Genomic DNA, 23,421 nt, shown 5'->3' with positions numbered 1-23,421 from the left:
GCGTCTCCTCCTCCGGACGGCCTTTTATCTCCGTCCCTCTCGTCAGCGGCCAGCACCTCCTCCGTGCTGGCAACTCTCATTTATGGCGCGTCACCTCCGGTGAAGGCGGCGGAACGGCGCACGAATGTCTTGATGGCGAAATTGGACTGGATGCGCGACACACCGGGAACCGTGGTCAGGAAATCCAGAAGCTGCTGATAATGCGGTAGATCCCGCACCATTGCATGAATGAGATAGTCGGAACTGCCGCTCGTCTGGTAGCCGCCCACCACTTCCGGAATGGAGGCGACATGGTGCTCGAACGTCGTCAGCGCTTCCTTGATCTGCCGTTCCAGCGTGACGGAAATGAAGACGCCCATATTGCCGAGCAGCCGGTTCTCATCGAACACGGCGGTATAACCGCGAATGATGCCTTCTTCTTCCAGCTTGCGCACGCGGCGCAGTGTCGGCGTGAAGGAAAGCCCGATCCGGGCCGCCAGATCGCGCCAGCTCACACGCCCGTCATCGCCAAGCACATGGAGAATCTTCTGGTCGAAACTGTCGAGCTCAATCATGGATCATTTGCTCTATGATATGACTAATTGTTGGATCAAAGATATCGCCAATCAAAAAACTGTCAATCAAAATAGCTTTGAAATGAATTCGAGATAGTGATAGCGTTCACGTCAGTCGCGGTCTGGAGGAGATAGCGATGACGGTCGTTCTCTCGGTGGGAGGATGACCAAGGGAGGTGAATTTGGCTGTGCATGACCCTGTCGTTATCGTCGGGGCCGCCCGTACTGCTATGGGTGGGTTCCAGGGCGAATTCAAATCGGTGGCGGCTTCCGATCTCGGGGCGGCGGCGATCCGCGCGGCCGTCGAACGGGCTGCAATTTCTTCCGCTGACATCGACGATGTGCTGATGGGCTGCGTGCTCTCAGCCGGGCAGGGACAGGCTCCTGCCAGACAGGCAGCGATTGCCGCCGCCATTCCCAACTCGGTTGGCGCAACAACAATCAACAAGATGTGTGGCTCGGGCATGAAAGCGATCATGCTGGCACATGACCAGCTTGCGGCGGGAAGCTCTTCCATCGTGCTTGCCGGTGGCATGGAAAGCATGAGCAACGCCCCCTATCTGCTGGACCGCGCCCGCAACGGCTATCGTCTCGGCCACGGAAAGCTCACCGACCACATGTTTCTCGACGGTCTCGAAGACGCCTATGACAAGGGCAGGCTGATGGGGACTTTTGCTGAAGATTGCGCGCAAGAGTATCAATTCACTCGTGCGATGCAGGATGATTTTGCGCTCGCCTCACTGGAACGGGCACGACGCGCCGTAGAGGAAGGTGCGTTCGAAGCGGAAATCGCGCCTGTTGGCGATGATGGCGTGGACGAGTTGCCGGGGAAGGCAAAGCCGGAAAAGATACCGCAGCTGAAGCCCGCCTTTCGCGACGGCGGAACGGTGACGGCGGCGAATTCCAGTTCTATCTCGGATGGTGCAGCCGCTCTCGTTCTCACGCGCCGTTCCGAAGCGGAAAGACGAGGCCTTTCACCGCTGGCGACCATTATCGGTCAGGCATCCCATGCGGATGCACCCGCCAGATATCCGACGGCCCCCAACGGCGCGATGACAAAGCTGTTCGAAAAAACCGGCTGGTCGGCAAAGGATGTCGATCTGTTCGAAATCAACGAGGCTTTCGCGGTTGTGGTGATGGCGGCCATGCGTGATCTCGATCTGCCACATGAGAAGGTGAATGTGCATGGCGGCGCCTGCGCGCTCGGCCATCCCATCGGGGCTTCCGGTGCACGCATCGTCGTCACGTTGCTGGCCGCTTTGCAGCGTCACGGACTGAAACGCGGCGTTGCCGCCGTCTGCATCGGCGGCGGCGAGGCGACTGCGCTTGCGGTCGAGCGGCACTGAAGGGAGGCGGAGATGATCCTGAACGAAGCCCAGCAACAGATCAGGGACATGGCCCGCGATTTCGCCCGCGAGCGGCTTGCCCCCGGTGCTGCCGCGCGCGACCGGGAAAGCCGGTTCCCGAAAGACGAGCTGAAAGAAATGGGTGAGCTCGGCTTTCTCGGCATGCTGGTCTCGGAGGATTATGGCGGGTCGGAAACCGGTGCTGTCGCTTACGCCCTGGCGCTGGAGGAAATCGCTGCCGGTGACGGCGCCTGTTCCACCATCATGAGCGTCCACAATTCGGTTGGCTGCGTGCCGATCCTGAAATTCGGCACGGCAGAGCAGAAGCAGCGTTTCCTCCCCAAGCTCGCCTCCGGCGAATGGATCGGCGGTTTTGCGCTGACCGAACCGCAGGCCGGTTCCGACGCCTCCAATCTGAAGACAAAAGCGCGGCGCGATGGCGACCGCTATATCATCGACGGCGCAAAACAGTTCATCACGTCGGGCAAGAATGGCGATGTCGTCATCGTCTTCGCCGTCACCGATCCTGCTGCTGGCAAAAAAGGTATCACGGCCTTCATCGTGCCGACAGATACGCCCGGTTACGAGGTAATCAGGATCGAGGAAAAACTCGGTCTGCATTCTTCGGATACCTGCCAGATTGCCTTTACCGATATGGCGGTCCCAGCCGAATTGCGGCTCGGTGAAGAGGGGCAGGGGTATCGCATCGCGCTCGCCAATCTGGAAGGCGGTCGTATCGGCATTGCCGCACAGGCGGTTGGCATGGCGCAGGCGGCTTTCGAGGCGGCGCGGGATTATGCCCGCGAGCGCAAGGCCTTCGGGCAAGCCATCATCGAGCATCAGGCCGTTGCGTTTAGGCTTGCGGATATGGCAACGCGCATAACGGCGGCGCGGCAACTGGTGCTGCATGCGGCGGCGCTGAAGGAAGCGGGCGAGCCCTGCCTTTCGGAGGCCTCGATGGCAAAGCTCTTTGCCTCGGAAATGGCGGAGCGTGTCTGCTCGGACGCCATCCAGATTCACGGCGGTTACGGCTACATGGCGGATTATCCGGTGGAGCGGATCTATCGCGATGTACGCATCTGCCAGATTTACGAGGGAACCAGCGATGTCCAGCGCATGGTCATCGCGCGAAACCTCTGAAAATTGTTTCGTCGTCTGGAGGAGATGGCGATGGGAGGAGTAGAATGGATATTACCGAAACCACGCATCTCAGCCTGCATGTTCCCGAACCAGCGGTGCGGCCAGGCGACCAGCCGGATTTCTCCAATGTGAAGATACCCAAGGCCGGCTCCGTGCCACGCCCGGAGGTGGACGCAGCACCTGAAGACATGCGCGATCTGGCCTATTCCATCATCCGCGTCCTCAATCATCAAGGTGAGGCTGTCGGCCCGTGGGCCGGGCTGCTTTCGGATGAGGATTTGCTCGTCGGCCTGAAGAACATGATGCGGCTGCGGGCTTTCGATGCCCGCATGCTGATGGCACAGCGGCAGGGCAAGACCTCCTTTTACATGCAACATCTGGGCGAGGAAGCGGTCAGTTGCGCCTTCCGCAAGGCGCTCTCCAAAGGCGACATGAATTTCCCGACCTACCGGCAGGCCGGTCTGTTGATCGCCGACGATTACCCGCTCGTCACCATGATGAACCAGATCTATTCCAACGAACTGGACCCGCTGCATGGGCGGCAATTGCCGGTTCTTTACTCCTCGAAGGAGCATGGCTTCTTCACCGTGTCGGGCAATCTTGCCACGCAATATGTGCAGGCGGTCGGCTGGGCGATGGCATCTGCCATCAAGGGCGATACGAAGATCGCGGCAGCATGGATCGGTGACGGCTCAACGGCGGAATCGGATTTCCACTCGGCGCTGGTCTTCGCCTCCACCTACAAGGCGCCGGTCATCCTCAATATCGTCAACAACCAATGGGCCATTTCCACCTTTCAGGGTATCGCGCGCGGCGGTTCCGGCACCTTTGCGGCCAGAGGCCTGGGCTTCGGCATTCCGGCGCTCCGGGTCGACGGCAACGATTATCTCGCCGTTTATGCCGTGGCTCGCTGGGCGGTGGAGCGGGCGCGGCGCAATCTCGGACCGACGCTGATCGAATATGTGACCTACCGTGTCGGCGCGCATTCCACTTCCGACGATCCGAGCGCTTATCGCCCCAAGACCGAGTCCGAGGCATGGCCACTGGGTGACCCGGTTCTGCGGTTGAAGAAACATCTCATCCTGCGCGGCGTCTGGTCGGAGGAGCGGCACCGGCAGGCGGAAGCGGAAATTGCCGACGAGGTGCTTGAGGCGCAGCGTGAGGCGGAAAGCCACGGTACGCTGCATGAGGGCCGCAAGCCGCCAAAGAAGGATATTTTCGAGGGCGTTTACGCCGAGATGCCGCCGCATCTCGCCCGCCAGCGCCAGAAGGCAGGGTGGTGAGACATGACAAGAATGACGATGATCGAAGCCGTCCGCAGCGCCATGGATGTGTCCATGGAGCGCAGCGACGATGTGGTGGTATTCGGCGAGGATGTTGGCTATTTCGGCGGCGTGTTTCGTGCGACGCAGGGCTTGCAGGGCAAATATGGCAAGACACGCTGTTTCGACGCGCCGATCAGCGAATCCGGTATTGTCGGCACGGCCATCGGCATGGCCGCTTATGGCCTGCGCCCCTGCGTCGAAATCCAGTTCGCGGATTACATGTACCCGGCCTATGACCAGATCACCCAGGAAGCGGCGCGCATTCGTTATCGCTCCAATGGCGATTTCACCTGCCCCATAGTCCTGCGCATGCCGACCGGCGGCGGCATTTTTGGCGGGCAGACGCATAGTCAGAGCCCGGAGGCGCTTTTTACCCATGTCTGCGGGCTAAAGGTGGTGGTTCCCTCCAATCCTTACGACGCCAAGGGGTTGCTGATCGCCTCGATCGAAGACCCGGATCCGGTGATGTTTCTGGAGCCGAAGCGGCTTTATAACGGCCCCTTCGACGGCCATCACGACCGGCCGGTAACGCCATGGTCGAAGCACGAGATGGGCGAGGTGCCGGAAGGACATTACACCATTCCGATCGGCAAGGCCGAAATCCGCCGCGCCGGGCAGGATGTCACTGTCATCGCTTACGGCACCATGGTGCATGTTGCGCTCGCCGCAGCGGAAGAAACGGGCGTGGATGCCGAGATCATCGATCTGCGCAGCCTTTTGCCACTCGATCTGGACACCATTGTAAAGTCCGTTGCCAAGACCGGTCGCTGCGTCATGGTGCATGAGGCAACGCTCACGTCAGGCTTCGGTGCGGAGGTCGTTTCGCTGGTACAGGAACACTGCTTCTATCATCTGGAAGCACCCGTCGTCCGTGTGGCTGGTTGGGATACGCCTTATCCCCACGCGCAGGAGTGGGATTATTTTCCGGGGCCGGCCCGCGTCGGGCGCGCCCTCGTCGAAGTCATGGAGGCCTGAAGATGGCGGAATTTGTTATCACTATGCCTGATGTCGGCGAAGGTGTGGCGGAAGCCGAACTGGTGGAATGGAACGTCAAACCCGGCGATCCCGTGCACGAGGATATGGTGCTGGCCGCTGTGATGACCGACAAGGCGACGGTTGAAATCCCCTCGCCGGTTGCGGGCGTCGTCACATGGTTGGCAGCGGAGGTGGGTGATACGGTGGCGGTTAAGGCACCGCTGGTGCGCATCGAAACCAATGCCTCCGCTGTTGCTGCTGCCCCCGCGGATGTGACCGAGCCGGAAGCGCCATCCGACATGACGGAAGAGCCGCCAGCGGCTGAAATCCAGCCCGCCCGCGAAATACAGGATGCGCCGCCTTCCTCTGAGGTGGAACACCATAAACCTCTGGCGTCGCCAGCCGTTCGCCAGCGCGCCGACGATCTCGATATCGATCTCGGACAAGTGAGGGGAACAGGGCCGGACGGGCATATCACCCACGCCGATCTCGATACATTTCTGACCGCACGGTCGCAATCTGAGCGGCCCGCTGCGCCGATAGCTTCCCGCGATAGCGCTGTCGAAGAGGTGAAGGTGACAGGGCTGAGGCGCAAGATCGCCGAGAAGATGACGCTGTCCGTCTCCCGCATTCCCCACATCACCTACGTCGAGGAAATCGACGTGACCGATCTGGAGGATTTGCGCACGACCATGAATGGCAACCGCCGGTCAGGACAGCCGAAACTGACGATCCTGCCGTTCCTGATGCGCGCACTTGTGAAAACGGTCGCCGATCATCCCGGCATGAATGCCACCTTCGATGACGAAAAAGGGGTCGTCAGTCACTACGAAGCGGTGCATATCGGCATAGCCACGCAGACACCTACGGGGCTGATGGTCCCGGTCGTTCGCCACACGGAAGCGCTCGGCCTTTGGGATTGTGCTGCTGAAGTTATGCGCGTGGCCGAGGCGTCGCGCACCGGCGCCGCGCAACGGGACGAGTTGACGGGGTCCACCATCACCATCAGCTCGCTCGGCCCCCTTGGCGGTATCGTTTCGACGCCCATCATCAATCACCCGGAGGTGGCGATCATCGGCGTGAACAAGATCGTGACGCGACCGGTCTGGGATGGCAGCGGTTTCGTGCCGCGCAAAATGATGAACCTCTCCTCCAGCTTCGATCACCGGGTCGTAGACGGCTGGGATGCCGCCGTCTTCATTCAGGCTATCAAGGCGCTGCTGGAAAAGCCGGCGCTGATCTTCATCGACGGCTGAGCTTCGTTCGAAAAGGATTTTCTTCCGTGAAGCACTTCAGCTTCACGGAACTGTTTCGGTGTCGGTATAGGCTTGCGTTCGCGATCTTCGAGTATAGAAGAGAAAGAACGAGAAGCGTGTTTTCTCATCATGATCATAGTGGCGGACGGGGGCGCTCCGGTGCCCAGCGCTTCGCTGTTCGTCGGCAACCGAATGAAGAAGAAGGTCCTTTCATGAGCACTCCCAAACCCGTTGTCCTGACTATTCTCGATGGCTGGGGACTGAGCGAGGACACGTCCAGCAATGCGCCGGTACTGGCAAACACGCCCACCATGGATAGGCTTTTCGCCACCTGCCCGAATGCGCGGCTGACCACCTTCGGCCCGAATGTCGGTCTGCCCACCGGGCAAATGGGCAATTCGGAAGTTGGACACACCAATATCGGCGCCGGTCGCATCGTCGCCATGGATCTTGGCCAGATCGATCTGGCTATCGAAGACGGCAGCTTTTTCAGGAATGCTGCGATGCTCGATTTCGCCGCCAAGGTGAAGGCTGCGGGCGGCGTGGCGCATGTGATGTGCGTCGTTTCCGATGGCGGCGTTCACGGCCACATCGTCCACGGTCGGGCGGCGGTGAAGCTGCTGACCGATCTGGGTTTGAAGGTCGTCGTGCACGCCATCACCGATGGTCGCGATGTCGCGCCGCAGTCCGCAGAGGGCTTCGTCCCCGCATTTGCGGCAAGCCTGCCGCAAGGCGCCAGCATCGGCACGGTGATCGGCCGTTATTATGCGATGGACCGCGATAATCGCTGGGAGCGTGTTGAAAAGGCCTATGACGCCATGGTTCTCGGCCGGGGCGAACATGCGCCGGACGCGGTGAGCGCGGTTGCCGCAAGCTACAAAAATGATGTTACGGACGAATTCATCCTGCCAACGGTCATCGGTGGTTACGAAGGCTTCAAATCCGGCGACGGTCTCTTCTGCCTGAATTTCCGTGCCGACCGCGCTCGTGAAATCCTGCTTGCCATCGGTGCGGATGATTTCGACGGGTTTGTCCGTGAAAAGCCAGTGCTTTCGGCGCTGCTTGGCATGGTGGAATATTCGACCAAACATGCGACCTTCATGACGACGGCTTACCCTAAGCGCGATATCGAAAATACTTTGGGTGCCTGGGTTGCCAAGCAGGGTCTGCGGCAGTTCCGTCTGGCCGAGACGGAAAAATATCCGCATGTCACTTTCTTCCTGAATGGTGGCAAGGAAGAACCTGAAGTGGGCGAAGACCGCTTCATGCCGAAGTCTCCGAAGGTTGCGACCTACGATCTGCAGCCGGAAATGAGCGCGCCTGAGGTGACGGAGAAATTCGTCGAGGCGATCGGCAAGGGTTACGATCTCATCGTCACCAATTACGCCAATCCCGACATGGTGGGCCATACCGGCGATCTGCAAGCCGCGATCAAGGCTTGCGAAGCCGTGGACCGGGGGCTCGCCGCAGTCGTTGCCGCTCTGGAAAAGGTTGGCGGCGCCATGCTGGTGATTGCCGACCACGGTAATTGTGAAACCATGGTCGACCCGGTAACCGGTGGCCCGCACACCGCGCACACCACCAATCCGGTGCCGGTGATCCTGTTCGGTGGACCTGAAGGCGCGAAGCTGCATGACGGTATCCTCGCCGATGTCGCTCCCACGCTGCTGCAATTGATGAATGTGCCGCTGCCTGCGGAAATGACGGGCAAAAGCCTGATCGACCTGTAATCCAGCGACGATGCGCGAGAGCCTGCTGCTCTCGCGCATGTCCAGGCAAGGCGGAAATGCCTACCGTTTGGCGTAGATTCGGTCGTGAACGAGCATGCCGGCGATCATGGCGCAAACGAGGAGAATGACCGGCATTAGGCCGAGAGCAAGCGCCGATATCGCCGGGCCGGGGCAGAAACCGGCAAACCCCCAGCCTGCGCCGAAAATAGCCGAGCCCACAACCAACGGCGCGTCGACCCGAGTTTTGGCGGCAAGGTGAAATTCCGCACTGAGAACTGGTTTGGCAAGGAAACGGCACAACAGAACGCCCGGCACGGCGACCAAAACCGCACCGCCGAGAACGAACATCAGGCTCGGATCCCAATGGCCGCTCGCCACGTCGAGAAAGCCTGAAACGCGGGCAGGATCGATCATGCCGGACAGGGAGAGGCCAAATCCGAACAGTGCCCCGGCCGCAAGTGCCACCACGAAACGCGCCATGACCTGATTTTTCATGACAGCGCTCCGGTTATCGTCGCGGCAAGGATACCGGTGATCAGGAAGATGGCAGTGGCGGTGATGGAGCGCCGGGAAAATCGTGCAAGACCCATGATGCCATGGCCGGATGTGCAGCCGGATCCCATGCGCGTACCGAACCCCACCAGCAGCCCAGCAATGACGATCAGCGGCCAGGGTGCAGATATGGTGAGCGCGGGAAAGCGGTCGAATGCGGCGGCGTAAAGATAGGGGCCTGTGAGCAAACCTGCGACGAAAGCCACATCCGTCAAGCGCCGTTCCTTGCCGAGTACATTGCCCAGGATGCCGCTGATACCGGCGATGCGGCCGTTAAAGAGAAACAGAAGAATACTCGCGAGGCCGAGCAGCATACCGCCGAATAGAGAGGGCCAATAGGCTGTCACGGGTTTTCCTCCGGCGCACAGAAGATGGTATAGAGAGCCTCGATCAGCTGCGCCGCTTTTTCCTCGGTTAACCGGTAGAAGATCTGTTTGGCCTCGCGCCGCGTTTCAACAACGCCCGCCTCACGCAAAACCCCAAGCTGCTGGGAAAGTGTAGGCTGGCGGATATCCAGCTTGGCTTCCAGCTCGCCAACGGAAAACTCCCCCTGCGCCAGCGTGCAGGCGAGCATCAGCCGCGCGGGATGGGCAAGCGTCTTCAAGAGTATGGCGACCTCGACTGCGCGTTCCTCCATCTCGACAAGCGGGATTTCGGTGATATCAGGTATCTGTTTCCGCATGTTTTCCTTTACCATGTGCTGCCCTCCAGCACGTCGAGCGGGAATTTCAGATAACGTTTGCCATTGGCCTCCGGCTCCGGCAGGCGGCCGCCACGGATATTCACCTGCAAGGCGTGCAGAATGAGCTTCGGCATCGGCAAGGTGCGATCCCGCGCCTCGCGCAGTTGAATAAAGCCTTCCTCTGTCATGCCAACCAGATGCGGATTGCCGCGTTTCTGTTCTCCAACAGTGCTTTCCCATTTGGGCGCGCGGCCACCGGGTTGATAGTCGTGGCCGGTGAAAAGCCGCGTTTCGTCGGGGAGGGCGAGGATGTCCTGAATGGATGCCCAGAGCTCTCTGGCGCTGCCGCCTGGAAAATCGGCGCGCGCCGTGCCGGAATCAGGCATGAAAAGAGTGTCATGCACGAATGCGGCGTCGCCCACCACGTAGGTTACGGAGGCAAGCGTATGTCCGGGTGAAAACAGCACGCGAGCTTCCAGCGAGCCGATGGTGAACCGGTCTCCCGCTTCAAACAGCCGGTCCCATTGCGAGCCGTCTGTTTCAAGATCGGGCCAGTTATATTTCTCCTGCCACAGCCGCTGCACACCGGTGACCTTGGCGCCGATTGCCGTTTTCGCGCCGGTTCTTTGGCTGAGATAGTGGGCGGCGGAAAAATGGTCGGCATGCGGATGCGTGTCCAGAACCCATTCCACCGCCAGGCCTTGCTCCTTGACATAGGCCAGAATGGCATCGGCATTCACCGTGCCGGTCGCCCCCGATTTCTCGTCGAAATCGTAGACCGGATCGATGATGGCGCAGCGCCGGGTTGCGGGGTCGGAAACGACATATTGCACGCTCGATGTGCTCGGATCGAAGAAAGCCTTGACGTGCGGCTTTGCCGCAGCCTGCCGCTCCAGCCAGCGGACGGCGCCGGAAAGATCGAAACCATGCTGTTGGCCGAAAGTCGCGATCTCGCTTTGTTTCATGCGCCCGTCCAGCGCTTCGCCAAGCACATAGAGGGTCAGCGCTCGCGCTCCACCCTTGCAATGGGCAAATACGGGGCCTTTTGCCTCGGTCATCGTCTGCTGAAAGGCACGAATATCGGCTTCGGTAATAGTCGGGCCATTGACCGGAATGAAACTGTAGGCAAGACCCGCAGCATTGGCGGCGCTTTTTTCATGTTCATTGCCCGGCTGGCCGGGCTCTTCGCCATCCGGCCGGGCATTGATGATGCTTTTGTAGCCCTGATCGGAAAGCGATGAAAAGTCGGAGATATCCGGCTGGCCTGCGACCGTCAGACGTTCGTTGATCCTCACGGCACTCATCGGTTTCTCCTGTTGTTCTAAATTAATATACGTTATCATATAATGTATATTGTTCGGCGGCAACAGACGGAAGAGAAAATTTCAGAGGTGGCGATTTCCTGTGTTCGCGACGAAATCACAAGCTTGCCCGAAGGGGATCGAGCAAGTGTGCTTTTCCGGGAAGCCCGCAGGTGAGTGTGGGCGGGGGCTGGCTTCAGGCTAAAAGCTTGCGGCGCGTCGCTTTCCAGCCAAGACAGATTGCCGCAACAAGCAGGGCGAGTTGAGCGACAAGGAATGGTGGTTCGTTGCCGTTCGGAGCAAGTGCGTTCAGTGCCTCGACCTTGAGAAAGGACTGAACGATCAGCACGAACATATTCAGATAAAGGCCCATCGTGGCGGTGATCGAATAAACAGTTCGCGCCCTGCCATTGAGACCGTATCCGTAAAGCGCGACCAGCGCGACCGCCAGAATGATGGTCGAGATGATGCCAACGCCGAGTGCCGGTGTGAAGTTGCCGATTGGAAACAGGAAGCCGGTGAGCGTTGTGGCGAGCGTGGTGACGAGAAACAGCGCCATCATGCGCGGCATCCATCGCCCTGCCGCATAAGCGGGCAGGGCGATCAATCCGGTTACGATGCCTATGAGGCTCAAGGCAACGTGCAATGTCGTGAATTGGGGAATGGTCAGTCCGAGGATCATGATGCGTCTCCCTCTATTCAGTTTGGGTTGCACCATACCGGCTGGCGGCATGTGCATGCGATAGATTGGGCCTCAATGCAGCGCGGGCCGCAAGGAAATTTTCAAGGTCTGCCGTATCCGGCAGGGAAGGAATGGTCAGCGTCTCGCCCAGATCAAGACCGGCCAGGGCTGCATCCACCATCTCGTGGGCATCCATGACCATGGCGGCGGGAATGGCGTCGAGACGTTCCTCGTCCCAGATGGCCGTGCGGGTGATGCCCGGCAGGACACCCTGAACCCGAACGCCGGAAGGGGAAAGCTGCGCGTGCAGCGCCTCGGTGAAGGCAAGCACAAAGGCTTTGGTCGCCGGATAAACGGCGGTAAATGCAGCCGGCATCAAGGCCGTGACCGAGGTGATATTGATGATCGTGCCCTTTCCATCTGCTGCAAGACGCGGTGCGATCGCCGCTGCAAGCCGGGTGACGGCAAGGATATTGAGATTGATCATCGTCGCGACATGGGCCGGGTCCAGTTCCGTGATAGCGCCGTCTCCGGCAATACCGGCATTGTTGACGAGACCGATGATCCGCCGGTCCTCGCGCAGCCGTGCCTCTACCCTTTCGAGGTCTTCCGCCCGTGAAAGGTCTGCTGCCAGAACCTTGACAGCGATCTGGTGATCCTTTTCCAGCCGCTCGGCCAGCGTCTTAAGCTTTTCGGCGCGTCGCGCCACGAGGATAAGATCGTGGCCGCGTTTTGCCAGGCGCTCGGCATAAACAGCGCCAATGCCATCGGACGCGCCGGTGATGAGAAACGTATTCTGTGTCATGTCACGTGTTTCCTTTGTCTGATGGTTTCAGGCGTTGATGAAAGCAAGAAGGTCGGCGTTGAACCGGTCCTGATGGGTCTGTGTCAGTCCATGGTCGGCGCCCTCATAGACCTTGAGGGTCGCATGTTTGACGATCTTGACCGTGGAGAGCGCAGAAGCGCCGATCGGCACGATCTGGTCGTCGTCGCCGTGCAGTACGAGCGTTGGCTTGTCGAAAGCCTTCAGGTCCTGATGAAAATCGCTTTCCGAAAAGGCGCGGATGCTGTCTAGCTGGCCCTTGAGGCCGCCCATCATGCCCTGCCGCCAGAACTCGTCGCGAATACCTTCAGAAATCACAGCACCTTCACGGTTGTAGCCGTAGAAAGGAATGGTCAGATCCCTGAAGAACTGGCTACGATTGTCGTAGGTACCCTTGCGGATGCCGTCGAAAACATCGATCGGCAGGCCGATGGCATTGCTTTCCGTCTTCAGCATCAGTGGCGGTACTGCGCCGATGAGGGCGATCCTGGCGACGCGGGCCGTACCATGGCGGCCAATATAGCGCGTTACCTCGCCGCCGCCGGTGGAATGGCCGACGAGAATGATGTCGTGAAGATCGAGCTGTTCGATCAGCTCGGCCAGATCGTCAGCATATTGATCCATGGTGTTGTTGTGCCAGACTTGGTCGGAGCGGCCGTGGCTGCGGCGATCATGGGCGATGGTGCGGAAACCGTTATTGGCAAAGAATACCATCTGCGCGTCCCATGCATCGGCACTGAGCGGCCAGCCGTGGGAAAAGATGATGGGCTGGCCGTCTTTCGAACCCCAGTCCTTGTAGAAGATGTGCGTTCCGTCTCTGGTGACTATCGTTGTCATGGCTCTCTCTCCTGTTGCGGGTGGTTTGCTTGCGTCCTGTGGGAATAGAGATACTCTGGAGACAGCCGGGGCTGGATTGGCGCTTCTGACAGAAAACGAGCCGAAACTGACAAAACGGGGATGTGGGGCATGGCGGGTGTTGCGGGAAGTGCGCTGGAAGTCGGTCTGGTTCTCTACCGGGACTGTCAGGTCGCCATGGTGCACGGCATCACCGATCTTTTTGCCATCGCGTCGGTCTTCTCAGAGGATCGTGGTGGGCCGAAACTGCGGGTCAGCCACTGGAGCATGGGTGAGGGCGGTGAGTTTTCCCGTTGTCATGACACCGAGCCGGGCAGGGCGGGGCATCCCAATATCTTCGTCGTACCCGGCAGGCTGACCGGGCCAGCCGAAATCGACGAGGCCGGGCCCTATGCCCGCTGGCTGCTGGACCGGCATGCGCAGGGCGCGACGCTGGCCGCCAGTTGCGGAGGTTCCTTCATCGTCGCTGCGACAGGTCTTTTGGCCGGCCGCCCGGCCACTACCCACTGGCTGTTTGCGGAACGGTTTCGCGAGCGCTTTCCCGATATCCGCCTGGAGATAGACAAGATCGTCATCGAAGACGGCGATATCATCACGGCGGGTGGGCTGATGGCATGGACCGATCTTGGTCTGGGCATTGTTGACCGGCTGCTTGGGCCTTCGGTGATGATCGAGACCGGTAAGTTCCTTCTGATCGACCCCTCCGGTCGGGAGCAGCGACATTACAGCAGTTTCGCGCCGCGGCTGACGCATGGCGACGAGCCGATCCTGAAGGTGCAGCATTGGCTGCAGGCGCGCGCCGGGCGGGCGACCAGTGTCTCCGATATGGCCGCACATGCCGGGCTTGAGGAGCGAACCTTCCTTCGCCGCTTCAAGGCCGCCACCGGTATGAAGCCTATCGAATATGTCCAGCATCTTCGTGTCGGCAAGGCGCGGGAACTGCTGGAATTCACCCGTCGTTCGGTAGACCAGATCGCCTGGTCGGTGGGATACGAGGATGCCGCTGCCTTCCGTCGTGTGTTTCACCGTATTCTCGGCCTCTCGCCGGGCGAGTACAGAAACCGCTTTTCCAGCGGTTCGGCCATGGTGGCCGCCTGAGGGCAAATCCCGCAGTTGCGACATTGCCGCTTTGCAACGAGGTTGGTGCGAGAGCGCGGCCCTTGCAATGTGGCGGGTGTTTGCTAACATGCCAGACAAGTTTAAAACAGGTGGGCCGGAATGGACGTTGAGAGCAGCACGAAGCCGGGAATATCGCTCGCGGCGAAAATCAGCTCCGCATTGCGGCGAGATTTGTCTGAAGGCGTGTTCCGTCCCGGCGACCGTCTCCCGAGTGAGAGCGCGCTGACACGCGAATATTCCGTCAGCCGCACCGTGGTGCGGGAGGCCATCGCCATTCTACGCGCGGATGGTCTCGTAGAGGCCCGCAAGGGAGCGGGCGTTTTTGCCATTGAGGTGAAGCCGGCCAAGGAAGTGCCTTTCAATGATCTCGCCGTGGGACGGATCTCCTCGGTTATCGAACTACTGGAATTGCGCACCGTCTTCGAGGTCGAATCCGCAGGGCTTGCGGCATCGCGCCGATCCGCCGTGCAGGTGGAGTCGATTGTCGATGCGCATCGGCGCGTTGGCGACTGTCTCGCCGCCGGGTTGCCGACGCGGGATGCCGATTTCGAGTTCCATCTGGCCATTGCACAGGCGACGCAGAACAGGCGATTCCCCGAGTTTCTTCAACTCATCCGCTCCGGCATCATCCCGCGTGGCGAATTACAGGGGGCGGCGCCCGGTTCCCGTCCGAAGGACTACAATCTTCATCTCCAGGAGGAGCATGCGAAGATCGTTGACGCCATCATCGAAGGCGATGCCGATGCTGCCCGCCAATATATGGCGGCGCATCTGCGCGGTAGTCTTGAGCGCTACAAGGTGCTTTTGCGCTCCCGCACAGCCGCCGAATAACTCGGAAATTTCAGCTTTCTCAGCAGGTTAAGCGCTCGCCCGTCGGTAGAAAGCCAGAGAGGCGGCAAGCGTCAAAAGTGCGCCGCCGCAAATGCGGTCGAGCCATAACGCCCCTGACTTCCGCAACAGTCTGACGGCCTGCGAGCCCAGCAGGGCATATCCGAACATGACGATGAAATCGATGCCGGCAAAAACCAGCGCAAGCACCGCATATTGCTGGATCTGCGGTGCTGCCGGATCGATAAATTGCGGCAGGAAAGCCGAAAAGAACAGATATCCCTTGGGGTTGGTCACGGCTACAAGGAAGCTTTTGAGGAAAATCGAGCGGGCGGAAGTGGCCCCGGAAGTGTCTGCCGATTGAAGAGCGCCATCAAGCGAGCCTCTCGAGCGCAAAAGCATGGCGCCCAGGAAGGCAAGATAACAAACGCCGACCCATTTGACGACGCCGAACCAGAACTCCGAGGCGGCGAGCAATGCTCCCAATCCCAGTGCAACCGCGCCGATCAGGACGAAATCGGAGAGGACCGCGCCGGCCATACCTGTAAAGGCGCGGCGAACCCCGAAACGCGAGCCATTCGCAAGCGCCAGCAAAACCGTCGGGCCAGGTGTGGCAATACCGATAAAGGCAACTATCGCAAATGCCAGAAGTGTCATTTCCGCCATGTCTTCCTCCCCCTTGAAGCAGGAGATGTGCCGGTGCCGGACCGGCATCTCCACAGGCAGTTCGAAGCGAAGAATACAGGCTTTTGTCATCGCGGCAATATGTGTGATTCCTTTCTCCGGCAAAGCAAAGAACCGCTGGTTTTCGGATGAAATCTCGGTCTTGAAAGGCAGCGTTGTTGCCTGCTTCAGTCATTTTCCAAGCCTGCCGCAGGACCAATTTTATCGGCATATGCTTGACAGCTCTCCACACCTGTGACAACTTGCGAATAGTTGTCAGACAGGATTGCGCCTTTGTTATTTTGTGCAATCGACTTCTGGCAAGGGAGGAACCATGCCAAAAAGACGCCTTTCGCTGTATGGCCTGTCCGGCCAGATCGGAAGTATTGCGGTCACGCTGCTCGGATTGCTGCTGCTGACCTTTTTCATCGGCCGCCTGATGCCCGCTGATCCGGTGCGGGCCATCGTCGGCGAGGACGCGACCCGCGAAACCTATGAGCAGGTTTACCATGCGCTCGGTTTCGACCGTCCGCTCTGGCAACAATTCATCTATTATCTCGGCGATGTGTTCACCGGCGATTTCGGAACCTCGATCCGCACGGGCCAGCCTGTCATCCAGGATATCATACGCGTCATGCCGGCGACGATGGAGCTTGCGACCTTCGCGATCCTGATCGGTGCCGGCCTCGGAATTCCCATGGGGGTTTATGCCGCCGTCAAGAAAGACCGCTGGCAGGACCATTTGGTGCGGGTGCTCAGCCTGTTCGGCCATTCCATGCCGATTTTCTGGACCGGTATGATTGCGCTGATCGTTTTTTACGCTCATCTCGGGCTTGTCGGCGGCGGTGGCCGCATGGACCAGTTCTATATCGGTCTCGTGGAGGAACGAACGGGCTTCTTGCTCATCGACAGCCTGCTGGCGGGCGATATGGAAGTCTTCTGGTCGGCCATCAATCACCTCATCCTGCCCGCCGCTCTGCTTGGTTATTCATCGTCGGCCTATATCACCCGCATGACGCGCAGCTTCATGCTCGACCAGCTGGGCCAGGAATATGTGACGACTGCGCGCGTCAAAGGCCTGTCGCAACGCCAGACGGTGTGGCTGCATGCCTTCGGCAATATTCGTGTGCAGCTCGTCACCATCATTGCCCTTGCTTACGGCTCACTGCTGGAAGGCGCTGTCCTTATCGAGACCGTCTTCGCCTGGCCGGGCTTCGGCCAATATCTCACCAGCAATCTTATCATCGGCGACATGAATGCCGTGATGACCTGCGTGCTTATCGTCGGCGTCATCTTCATCGGGCTCAATCTCCTGTCCGACATTATGTACCGCTTTTTCGATCCGAGGACCCGCTGATGACGGCTCGTGCAGAAACTTCCTTGCGTCTTCCCGTGCCTTTGAACGCGCTGAAGAACATCATTGTCTTCCTGCTGAAAAGCCCGACATCGGCCTTCGGCCTGGTGATATTGCTGCTTCTCGTCATCGCGGCGATTTTCGCGCCCTGGCTTGCGACGCATGATCCTTACGTGCAGGATCTCGCCAAGACGCTGCAGCCGCCCGGTAACGGCCATTTCTTCGGCACGGACGAGCTTGGACGCGATATTTACAGTCGCCTTCTGTGGGGCGCGCGCATCACTCTCACCATCATCTCGCTGGTGTCGATCATCGTCGGTCCGGTCGGTCTGCTGGTCGGCACGGCCTCCGGTTATCTCGGCGGCAAGTTCGATACGGTGATGATGCGCATCACGGATATTTTCCTGTCGTTCCCGAGCCTCATCCTGTCGCTCGCCTTCGTGGCCGCGCTCGGACCCAGCCTCAACAATGCGATCATCGCGATCGCGCTCACCTCATGGCCGCCGATCGCGCGGCTCGCACGCGCCGAAGCGATGACATTCCGCAAGGCGGACTACATTGCCGCCGCAAGGCTTCAGGGTGCTTCGCCGCTGCGTATCATCATAAAATCGATCATGCCCATGTGCCTGCCTTCGGTCCTGATCCGTCTGACGCTGAATATGGCGACCGTCATTCTGACCGCCGCAGGCCTCGGCTTCCTCGGCCTTGGCGCGCAGCCGCCCCTGCCTGAATGGGGCGCGATGATCGCGACCGGACGCCGTTACATGCTCGACAGCTGGTGGCTCGTCACTTTCCCCGGCGTTGCGATCCTTTCCGTCAGCCTTGCCTTCAACCTTCTGGGTGACGGCCTGCGGGATGCGCTCGATCCGAAGCAGATGAACCGGAAATAGGGCCATGGAAAAACCAATCCTCGACGTCGAGAATCTTCGCATCCGTTATGGCGGTTCGCCCACCGAGGCCGTGCGCGGCATCTCCTTCACCCTTGGCCGGGAGCGTCTCGGCATTGTCGGCGAAAGCGGCTCGGGCAAGTCCACCGTCGGCCGGGCCTTGCTGCGCCTCCTTCCATCGGCGACGATAACGGCCGACAAGCTTGATTTTGATGGCCTCGATCTTCTGTCGCTCAGTGAGAAGGAGATGCTGAAGGTTCGCGGACGGCGCATGTCGATGATCCTTCAGGATCCAAAATTCTCTCTCAATCCCATCCGCCGTGTCGGCGATCAGGTGACGGAGACCTATCTGCGCCATTTCAAGGCGTCGAAATCGGAAGCCCGCGAAAAGGCGCTCGCCATGCTCGATGCGGTCAAAATCCGCGACGCCGCGCGCGTCTACGAGCAATATCCGCACGAGATTTCCGGTGGCATGGGCCAGCGCGTCATGATTGCGATGATGCTGCTTGCCGATCCTGATCTGGTCATTGCCGACGAGCCGACCTCCGCGCTGGATGTGACGGTACGGCTGCAGGTTCTGAATATTCTCGATGGCCTCGTTCGGGATAGAGGCATCGGTCTCATCATGATCAGCCACGACCTCAATCTCGTGCGCAATTTCTGCGACCGGGTACTCATCATGTATGCCGGCCGGGTGGTGGAAACGCTTGCCGCGCGCGACCTCGATCAAGCGCAGCACCCCTACACGCGCGGCCTGCTCGCGGCGCAGCCGCGGATTGGCGGCACGCGTGCGCCACTTGCGGTGCTGGATCGCCGCCCCGAATGGCTGGAGGAGAAAGTATAATGGCCGTTTCCGTTGAAACCCGCGATCTCTCCATCACCTTCGGCAGCGGCCACACGGCGCTTAAAGTGCTGCCTTCGGTGTCCTTTCGCGTCGAGCCGGGCGAGTGTTTCGGTCTGGTCGGTGAAAGCGGTTCGGGCAAATCAACAGTGTTGCGCTGCGTGTCGATGCTGAATGATTTCTGGAGCGGCGAAATCCTCATCAATGGAAAGTCGGTTCGCGACATGCCGCTGATTGAGCGATGCCGCACGTTGCAGATGGTGTTTCAGGATCCCTATGGTTCGCTGCATCCGCGCCAGTCGGTGCGCACCGTTCTCGGAGAATCGCTTGCCATCCATAAACTGGGCGATCGTGAAGAGCGCATGCGCAAGGTAATTACGGATGTCGGTCTGCCCGTGTCGTTCCTGGACCGCTTCCCGCATCAGCTTTCCGGCGGCCAGCGGCAGCGCGTAGCGATTGCGCGTGCGCTGATCCTTGAACCGTCGCTGCTTCTGCTCGACGAGCCGACCTCGGCACTCGATGTTTCGGTGCAGGCCGAAATCCTCAACCTGTTGCAGCGCCTGCGCGAAGAGCGCGGCTTCACCTATATCATGGTGACGCACGATCTCGCAGTGGTCGACCACATGTGCGATCGCTTCGCCGTGATGCTGCGCGGCGAAATCACCGAAATCCTGCCGCGTGAGGCCATCGCCGGCAATGGTGCGACACATCCTTATGCGCGCGAACTGATCGGCGCCTCGCTGGAATATGAAGGCGCATGACACCTCCCAAAGCGTGATCGTCCTCCTCCGGGGCATCACGAATAATAAAATCCTCCTTCCTTGCCCGGCCTTCAGTGCCGGGCAATTTTTTTGGATGGCTACGGCGGGATGGCGGGCCGCCAACTGCGCTTAGGCTGCTCACACAAGACCCCGGATCTCGTCCGGCGTTACGGAGTGCGGAGGCTTCGCCTAACACATTGGGTGAATGGAGCTTCATTACAGCAAAAAGGCGCGGGGTTAGCCGCGCCTTCTCCTACTCGCAGATATGGCAGCCGATCACCGCTCCTTGCTCACCTCTTCAAAGCGCGAGAGCCATGGGCTGACGATCATACCCTTGATGTCGCTGCGGAAAGCGGCGGTGTCGACAACTTCGGAGAATGGCTGAATGGACATGACGATCTCGTCCATATAGGCCTGAAGGTCCTCGTAGAGCTTCGTCTGTTTCGCCACGTCGCGCTCGACAAGGGCTTCCTCGATCATCTTGTTCAGCTTTTCATCGAAGAAGCTCGTGCGCCAGCTCTGATAGTTGGTGAGCTTGGCGTCGTCCGCATTGTTCGGATTATAGGCGATGGAGCGCAGGTTGTTGTCCGGATGCGGCTGCTGACCGCCGCCGCCGCGGCCGAGAAGCAGTTCGAAGTTGCGCTCGCGCATGGCGCCGTAAATCTGGTCGCCGGAACCGCTGATAAGTTCGGCCTGGATGCCGGCCTGGGCCAGTGTGTTCTGGATTGCCGTTGCCGCTTTCATGAAGGGGTCTTCCGAGAGCACGCGCAACGTCGTCTTGAAACCGTTTGGATAACCGGCTTCAGCCAGAAGCGCCTTGGCTTTTGCGATATCGAGCTTGTAGCCCTGATCCGGCAGCGCGCCCATCACACCGGTGCTGAGAGAGCGCTGATGCAGCTTGCCGTAATAGGGCATGACCGCCTTGTCGAGACCGTCGTAGTCGATCAGGTAACGCAGGGCTTCGCGCACTTTCTTGTTCGCGAAGCGCTCGTCCTTCATCGAAACGCTGAGGTAATAAAAACCGGAGCCGGGTGTGGATTCGATGGCGATGGTCTTGTCGGCTTCGAGCGACTTCAGGTCCGGCGCCTGCAGGGAGTAGGCGACATCGATGTCGCCCTTTTCCAGCATCAGCCGCTGCGATTGCGATTCCGGCAGATGGCGCATCAGGACGCGCTTCATCTTGGCCTTTTCACCCCAGTAATCGTCGTTGCGGGTGAGAATGATATATTCGTTGGATTTCCACTGGGTCAGCTTGAACGGGCCGGAGCCCGCCGAATTGAGCGTCAGCCACGCGCCACCGAGATCGCCGTCCTTTTCGTTGGCAAGCGCCGTCTGGCTGTCGATGATCGAGCCGGGCCCATTCTGTGCAAGGATCATCAGCAGCAGGTTGGGATCATCAGGCTTCGGAATATTAAGCACGAAGGTCTGGTCGTTTTCGGCGACGAAAAGCTTGTCGGCATCCTCCAGCTTGAAACCGCGCGTTTTGAGGAAAGACGATTGCGCCAGATTGCGGGCGAGCAGACGTTTCAGGCTCCAAGCCACGTCCTTGGCCGTCACGGCGTTACCGGACGCGAACTTGGCGTCGGCGCGCAGGTGGAAGCGGATCGATTTCCGGTCCTCGCCGATTTCCCAACGTTCGGCAAGGCGGGGCTGGACGCTGCGATCTTTGGGCGAAAGCACGACCAGCGTGTCGTAGATATTATTCAGAACCTGCACCGTCTCGCGGCCGGTAATGGCGGCTGGATCAAGGGTCAGGATATTGCTCATGGTCGTGGCGACGATGAGCTGGTCCTTCGGCGTTTCTGCAAAGACGCTGAGCGGCACGGCGCCGATCAGCAGTGCACCGAGGGCTGCGGTTGCAAGAAAATGTCTCATTTTTCCTCCCATACGGCCGGTTCATACGGCCTTCCACGTTTCGATCCGCGCGCCTGTTCCTCCACAGGCTTCGTGTGATCAGCCAAGAATGTCTCTGACCGGAGCGGCGAGCGCCCGGCCGATTGCGGCCGTTGCCGGCGCTTCCAGATGCACGCCATCCACTGGCGAGGCGCTGGCGACCGATCCGGCATCAAAGAAGTGATGCCCAAGTTCGGCGGCGAGTTTGTGATAGAGCGGCGCAAGCCGTAGTGATTGTCCGATATCGCGGCCGCCCGCCGGTTCTCCAGCGGGGCCTGCGACGCAGGGCGGTGGCGCGACGATAAGAAGCTTAGGCACTGCATCTCGCGGCTTGTAGATGAAGGTCTCGACGATTTGCGCCAGCCGCCGCATGCCCGAAACGGCGGCTTCCGCGCGACCGCCATGCACCGGCTTGATGTCGTTGGTGCCCAGCATGACGATGACGAGATCAAGCGGCATGTGGCACGAAAGCGCGACTTCAAGAGCTCGCGCGCCATTGCGGCAGGCCGGGCCGGCATGGTCGTCATAACAGGTGGTGCGCCCGCCAAGTCCTTCGGCATGAACCTTCGCCATTCCGGAAAGCTCGGCCTCCAGCACCTCCGGCCAGCGATGCTCAGGCCGGTGGCGGAGACCCGTTGCCGGGTCTGCGCCCCAGGTGAGGCTGTCTCCAAAGGCGAGCACGGTTTTCATAGCCTTATCTCACCCGGTTGTTGTCGATGAAATCGAAATCGATATCCTCGCCAAGGCCCGGCCGGTCGGGAACGTGAACGAACCCATCGCGGTCCATCGGGTCGGACAAAGACTTCAGATAGTCGTGGCCGTCATCATATTCGAGGAAGGGATGCAGGAGGCCACGCTCGTACCAGCGGCAATTCTTGGTGGCGGCGACCACATGCAGGTTCATGGCCGTATTGCCATGCACCTCGCATTCCATACCGAAGGCTTCGGCCAGGTGCATGGTCTTGAGCGCCGGCGTGATGCCGCCGACATCGTTGACGCCGGTGCGAAGAATATCGCAGGCGCCGGCCTTGATCCATTCTGCGCGGTGCCAGTGCTTGCCAGCTGCACTTTCCGGGCCGACGACGGGAATATCGAGATTGTCGGCGAGCCACTTGTAGGAGGAGAGCGACTGCTCATCCATCGGCTCTTCGATCCAGTCGAAGCCGAGCTTTTCAAGGCCACGTCCCAATGCCAGCGCATCGATGCGGGAATACCAGTGAAAGGCGTCGATCATCAGGCGGATATCGGGCCCGACCGCTTCGCGCACGGCCGCGCAGGCCTTGAGGTCCATCTTCACATCCGGCGCCCAGCTGACGGGCGGCATCCAGGTGTGAAGCTTGATGCCCTTGTAACCGCGCTTCACCAGCGTTTCGGCAAACCGGCCATAGTCTTCAGGCGTTGCTAGGCCGCCTTCCAGCTCGTCCCCGCACATGATCGAGCCATAGGCGAGCACCTTGTCGCGATAACCGCCGATCAACTTGTATACAGGTTGTCCGAGGCTGCGGCCGGCAAGGTCCCAGAGCGCGCAGTCCACCACCGCCAGCGTGCGGTCAGTCAGCTGCGCCGCCGAGCCGCGTTGCCAGTGAGCAAGGTCCTGCCAAAGGCGTTCCCGGTCGCGATGATCCTCGCCGATCAGCACCTTCTTGACGAATTTTTCGATGACATGCGGGCGAACGATTTCCGGCGCTGTGAAGGAATGGCCTTCTTGCCCGTCTTCCGTGCGGATGGTCAGCATGGCCTGTTCCACCTGATGCGCCGGACCCGGATGTGCGTGACCGGCACTGTCCGAGTGCCGACGGGTCGTCGTGCGGAAAACACGGACCTCGACGTCGGTGATGATCATAATTCCTCCCT

At 59.9% G+C, this 23,421-nt stretch carries 24 protein-coding genes; 12 read left to right on the top strand and 12 right to left on the bottom strand.

What is annotated here, in order from left to right; translation table 11 throughout:
- Positions 1–80 precede the first annotated feature (80 nt).
- Positions 81–554 carry an Lrp/AsnC family transcriptional regulator gene (locus AB4Z23_RS05840; protein WP_003500312.1) on the bottom strand — a complete coding sequence of 158 codons (474 nt, stop codon included), beginning with the start codon at positions 552–554 and terminating at the stop codon, positions 81–83.
- Between the two features lie 182 nt (positions 555–736).
- On the opposite strand from AB4Z23_RS05840, the gene AB4Z23_RS05835 reads away from it, so the two are divergent.
- From AB4Z23_RS05835 to gpmI, 6 genes are all read left to right on the top strand, one after another.
- A complete protein-coding gene (locus AB4Z23_RS05835; protein ID WP_081308483.1) occupies positions 737–1,900 on the top strand; it encodes an acetyl-CoA C-acyltransferase in 1,164 nt (387 codons plus the stop codon).
- 12 nt (positions 1,901–1,912) lie between these two features.
- Complete coding sequence (locus AB4Z23_RS05830; RefSeq protein WP_060642351.1) at positions 1,913–3,040, top strand: acyl-CoA dehydrogenase family protein; 1,128 nt, start codon at positions 1,913–1,915, stop codon at positions 3,038–3,040.
- Positions 3,041–3,084: 44 nt separating this feature from the next.
- Positions 3,085–4,323 carry a 3-methyl-2-oxobutanoate dehydrogenase (2-methylpropanoyl-transferring) subunit alpha gene (locus AB4Z23_RS05825; RefSeq protein WP_003511177.1) on the top strand — a complete coding sequence of 413 codons (1,239 nt, stop codon included), beginning with the start codon at positions 3,085–3,087 and terminating at the stop codon, positions 4,321–4,323.
- Positions 4,324–4,326: 3 nt separating this feature from the next.
- On the top strand, positions 4,327–5,340 hold the full coding sequence (locus tag AB4Z23_RS05820; RefSeq protein WP_013761697.1) for an alpha-ketoacid dehydrogenase subunit beta: 1,014 nt from the start codon (positions 4,327–4,329) through the stop codon (positions 5,338–5,340).
- A gap of 2 nt (positions 5,341–5,342) precedes the next feature.
- Positions 5,343–6,596, top strand: a complete 1,254-nt coding sequence (locus AB4Z23_RS05815) for a dihydrolipoamide acetyltransferase family protein (RefSeq protein WP_065687820.1) — start codon at positions 5,343–5,345, stop codon at positions 6,594–6,596.
- A gap of 212 nt (positions 6,597–6,808) precedes the next feature.
- On the top strand, positions 6,809–8,326 hold the full coding sequence (gene gpmI, locus AB4Z23_RS05810) for a 2,3-bisphosphoglycerate-independent phosphoglycerate mutase (RefSeq protein ID WP_065687819.1): 1,518 nt from the start codon (positions 6,809–6,811) through the stop codon (positions 8,324–8,326).
- A gap of 60 nt (positions 8,327–8,386) precedes the next feature.
- On the opposite strand, the gene AB4Z23_RS05805 is transcribed toward gpmI, so the two are convergent.
- The 7 genes from AB4Z23_RS05805 to AB4Z23_RS05775 all read right to left on the bottom strand — a co-directional run bounded on the left by AB4Z23_RS05805 (position 8,387) and on the right by AB4Z23_RS05775 (position 13,203).
- Complete coding sequence (locus AB4Z23_RS05805) at positions 8,387–8,821, bottom strand: YeeE/YedE family protein (protein ID WP_065687818.1); 435 nt, start codon at positions 8,819–8,821, stop codon at positions 8,387–8,389.
- On the bottom strand, positions 8,818–9,225 hold the full coding sequence (locus tag AB4Z23_RS05800) for a YeeE/YedE family protein (RefSeq protein WP_142851168.1): 408 nt from the start codon (positions 9,223–9,225) through the stop codon (positions 8,818–8,820). The genes AB4Z23_RS05805 and AB4Z23_RS05800 overlap by 4 nt, the downstream gene beginning before the upstream one ends.
- Positions 9,222–9,575: a sulfite-sensing transcriptional repressor BigR gene (gene bigR / locus AB4Z23_RS05795; RefSeq protein ID WP_065687817.1), complete on the bottom strand. Its 354-nt coding sequence runs from the start codon at positions 9,573–9,575 to the stop codon at positions 9,222–9,224. Before bigR ends, AB4Z23_RS05800 begins: the two co-directional genes overlap by 4 nt.
- Positions 9,569–10,864, bottom strand: a complete 1,296-nt coding sequence (gene blh, locus AB4Z23_RS05790) for a bifunctional sulfur transferase/dioxygenase Blh (RefSeq protein WP_065687816.1) — start codon at positions 10,862–10,864, stop codon at positions 9,569–9,571. Before blh ends, bigR begins: the two co-directional genes overlap by 7 nt.
- Positions 10,865–11,057: 193 nt before the next feature.
- Positions 11,058–11,543: a hypothetical protein gene (locus AB4Z23_RS05785; protein WP_003511169.1), complete on the bottom strand. Its 486-nt coding sequence runs from the start codon at positions 11,541–11,543 to the stop codon at positions 11,058–11,060.
- A 13-nt stretch (positions 11,544–11,556) separates the two neighbouring features.
- Positions 11,557–12,348: an SDR family NAD(P)-dependent oxidoreductase gene (locus AB4Z23_RS05780; protein WP_113291588.1), complete on the bottom strand. Its 792-nt coding sequence runs from the start codon at positions 12,346–12,348 to the stop codon at positions 11,557–11,559.
- A gap of 27 nt (positions 12,349–12,375) precedes the next feature.
- Positions 12,376–13,203 (bottom strand): alpha/beta fold hydrolase, encoded by an 828-nt coding sequence (locus tag AB4Z23_RS05775; RefSeq protein ID WP_013761690.1) that lies wholly within the window; start codon positions 13,201–13,203, stop codon positions 12,376–12,378.
- A 129-nt stretch (positions 13,204–13,332) separates the two neighbouring features.
- Here AB4Z23_RS05775 and AB4Z23_RS05770 point away from each other — a divergent pair, with 129 nt between their 5' ends.
- Both AB4Z23_RS05770 and AB4Z23_RS05765 read left to right on the top strand, forming a co-directional pair.
- Complete coding sequence (locus tag AB4Z23_RS05770; RefSeq protein ID WP_441360025.1) at positions 13,333–14,319, top strand: GlxA family transcriptional regulator; 987 nt, start codon at positions 13,333–13,335, stop codon at positions 14,317–14,319.
- Between the two features lie 120 nt (positions 14,320–14,439).
- Positions 14,440–15,171, top strand: coding sequence for a FadR/GntR family transcriptional regulator (locus AB4Z23_RS05765; protein WP_003511162.1), 732 nt, complete (start codon positions 14,440–14,442; stop codon positions 15,169–15,171).
- A 27-nt stretch (positions 15,172–15,198) separates the two neighbouring features.
- Here AB4Z23_RS05765 and AB4Z23_RS05760 read toward each other — a convergent pair whose 3' ends face one another.
- On the bottom strand, positions 15,199–15,834 hold the full coding sequence (locus tag AB4Z23_RS05760) for a LysE family translocator (protein ID WP_065688007.1): 636 nt from the start codon (positions 15,832–15,834) through the stop codon (positions 15,199–15,201).
- Positions 15,835–16,165: 331 nt separating this feature from the next.
- On the opposite strand from AB4Z23_RS05760, the gene AB4Z23_RS05755 reads away from it, so the two are divergent.
- Genes AB4Z23_RS05755 through AB4Z23_RS05740 form a run of 4 tightly spaced genes read left to right on the top strand, consistent with a single transcriptional unit; the run spans position 16,166 to position 19,674 of the window.
- Positions 16,166–17,188: an ABC transporter permease gene (locus tag AB4Z23_RS05755; RefSeq protein WP_065687814.1), complete on the top strand. Its 1,023-nt coding sequence runs from the start codon at positions 16,166–16,168 to the stop codon at positions 17,186–17,188.
- The gene (locus tag AB4Z23_RS05750) at positions 17,188–18,075 is read left to right on the top strand and encodes an ABC transporter permease (protein ID WP_003511156.1); all 888 of its coding nucleotides are present in this window, start codon (positions 17,188–17,190) and stop codon (positions 18,073–18,075) included. Before AB4Z23_RS05755 ends, AB4Z23_RS05750 begins: the two co-directional genes overlap by 1 nt.
- Before the next feature lie 4 nt (positions 18,076–18,079).
- The gene (locus AB4Z23_RS05745; protein WP_013761686.1) at positions 18,080–18,916 is read left to right on the top strand and encodes an ABC transporter ATP-binding protein; all 837 of its coding nucleotides are present in this window, start codon (positions 18,080–18,082) and stop codon (positions 18,914–18,916) included.
- Positions 18,916–19,674, top strand: coding sequence for an ABC transporter ATP-binding protein (locus tag AB4Z23_RS05740; RefSeq protein WP_003511153.1), 759 nt, complete (start codon positions 18,916–18,918; stop codon positions 19,672–19,674). Before AB4Z23_RS05745 ends, AB4Z23_RS05740 begins: the two co-directional genes overlap by 1 nt.
- 276 nt (positions 19,675–19,950) lie before the next feature.
- Here AB4Z23_RS05740 and AB4Z23_RS05735 read toward each other — a convergent pair whose 3' ends face one another.
- The 3 genes from AB4Z23_RS05735 to AB4Z23_RS05725 form a co-directional block, all read right to left on the bottom strand.
- Positions 19,951–21,549: an ABC transporter substrate-binding protein gene (locus AB4Z23_RS05735; RefSeq protein WP_003511152.1), complete on the bottom strand. Its 1,599-nt coding sequence runs from the start codon at positions 21,547–21,549 to the stop codon at positions 19,951–19,953.
- A 78-nt stretch (positions 21,550–21,627) separates the two neighbouring features.
- The gene (locus tag AB4Z23_RS05730) at positions 21,628–22,257 is read right to left on the bottom strand and encodes an SGNH/GDSL hydrolase family protein (RefSeq protein ID WP_065687813.1); all 630 of its coding nucleotides are present in this window, start codon (positions 22,255–22,257) and stop codon (positions 21,628–21,630) included.
- A gap of 4 nt (positions 22,258–22,261) precedes the next feature.
- On the bottom strand, positions 22,262–23,410 hold the full coding sequence (locus AB4Z23_RS05725; RefSeq protein WP_065687812.1) for a mandelate racemase family protein: 1,149 nt from the start codon (positions 23,408–23,410) through the stop codon (positions 22,262–22,264).
- Positions 23,411–23,421 lie beyond the last annotated feature (11 nt).

It is taken from the genome of Agrobacterium sp. MCAB5 (genome assembly GCF_052114365.1).
GTDB classification, from domain to species: domain Bacteria; phylum Pseudomonadota; class Alphaproteobacteria; order Rhizobiales; family Rhizobiaceae; genus Agrobacterium; species Agrobacterium tumefaciens.
This window is presented reverse-complemented; position numbering and strand designations above follow the sequence as displayed.

Excerpts from the sequence above, each read along its gene's own strand:
- AB4Z23_RS05755 (WP_065687814.1), top strand. The coding sequence starts at position 16,166 with ATGCCAAAAAGACGCCTTTCGCTGTATGGCCTGTCCGGCCAGATCGGA.
- AB4Z23_RS05730 (WP_065687813.1), bottom strand. The coding sequence starts at position 22,257 with ATGAAAACCGTGCTCGCCTTTGGAGACAGCCTCACCTGGGGCGCAGAC.
- AB4Z23_RS05780 (WP_113291588.1), bottom strand. The coding sequence starts at position 12,348 with ATGACACAGAATACGTTTCTCATCACCGGCGCGTCCGATGGCATTGGC.
- bigR (WP_065687817.1), bottom strand. The coding sequence starts at position 9,575 with ATGGTAAAGGAAAACATGCGGAAACAGATACCTGATATCACCGAAATC.
- AB4Z23_RS05765 (WP_003511162.1), top strand. The coding sequence starts at position 14,440 with ATGGACGTTGAGAGCAGCACGAAGCCGGGAATATCGCTCGCGGCGAAA.
- AB4Z23_RS05815 (WP_065687820.1), top strand. The coding sequence starts at position 5,343 with ATGGCGGAATTTGTTATCACTATGCCTGATGTCGGCGAAGGTGTGGCG.
- gpmI (WP_065687819.1), top strand. The coding sequence starts at position 6,809 with ATGAGCACTCCCAAACCCGTTGTCCTGACTATTCTCGATGGCTGGGGA.
- AB4Z23_RS05830 (WP_060642351.1), top strand. The coding sequence starts at position 1,913 with ATGATCCTGAACGAAGCCCAGCAACAGATCAGGGACATGGCCCGCGAT.
- AB4Z23_RS05725 (WP_065687812.1), bottom strand. The coding sequence starts at position 23,410 with ATGATCATCACCGACGTCGAGGTCCGTGTTTTCCGCACGACGACCCGT.
- AB4Z23_RS05735 (WP_003511152.1), bottom strand. The coding sequence starts at position 21,549 with ATGAGACATTTTCTTGCAACCGCAGCCCTCGGTGCACTGCTGATCGGC.
- AB4Z23_RS05760 (WP_065688007.1), bottom strand. The coding sequence starts at position 15,834 with ATGGCGGAAATGACACTTCTGGCATTTGCGATAGTTGCCTTTATCGGT.
- blh (WP_065687816.1), bottom strand. The coding sequence starts at position 10,864 with ATGAGTGCCGTGAGGATCAACGAACGTCTGACGGTCGCAGGCCAGCCG.
- AB4Z23_RS05740 (WP_003511153.1), top strand. The coding sequence starts at position 18,916 with ATGGCCGTTTCCGTTGAAACCCGCGATCTCTCCATCACCTTCGGCAGC.
- AB4Z23_RS05820 (WP_013761697.1), top strand. The coding sequence starts at position 4,327 with ATGACAAGAATGACGATGATCGAAGCCGTCCGCAGCGCCATGGATGTG.
- AB4Z23_RS05770 (WP_441360025.1), top strand. The coding sequence starts at position 13,333 with ATGGCGGGTGTTGCGGGAAGTGCGCTGGAAGTCGGTCTGGTTCTCTAC.
- AB4Z23_RS05745 (WP_013761686.1), top strand. The coding sequence starts at position 18,080 with ATGGAAAAACCAATCCTCGACGTCGAGAATCTTCGCATCCGTTATGGC.
- AB4Z23_RS05840 (WP_003500312.1), bottom strand. The coding sequence starts at position 554 with ATGATTGAGCTCGACAGTTTCGACCAGAAGATTCTCCATGTGCTTGGC.
- AB4Z23_RS05775 (WP_013761690.1), bottom strand. The coding sequence starts at position 13,203 with ATGACAACGATAGTCACCAGAGACGGAACGCACATCTTCTACAAGGAC.
- AB4Z23_RS05805 (WP_065687818.1), bottom strand. The coding sequence starts at position 8,821 with ATGAAAAATCAGGTCATGGCGCGTTTCGTGGTGGCACTTGCGGCCGGG.
- AB4Z23_RS05750 (WP_003511156.1), top strand. The coding sequence starts at position 17,188 with ATGACGGCTCGTGCAGAAACTTCCTTGCGTCTTCCCGTGCCTTTGAAC.
- AB4Z23_RS05785 (WP_003511169.1), bottom strand. The coding sequence starts at position 11,543 with ATGATCCTCGGACTGACCATTCCCCAATTCACGACATTGCACGTTGCC.
- AB4Z23_RS05825 (WP_003511177.1), top strand. The coding sequence starts at position 3,085 with ATGGATATTACCGAAACCACGCATCTCAGCCTGCATGTTCCCGAACCA.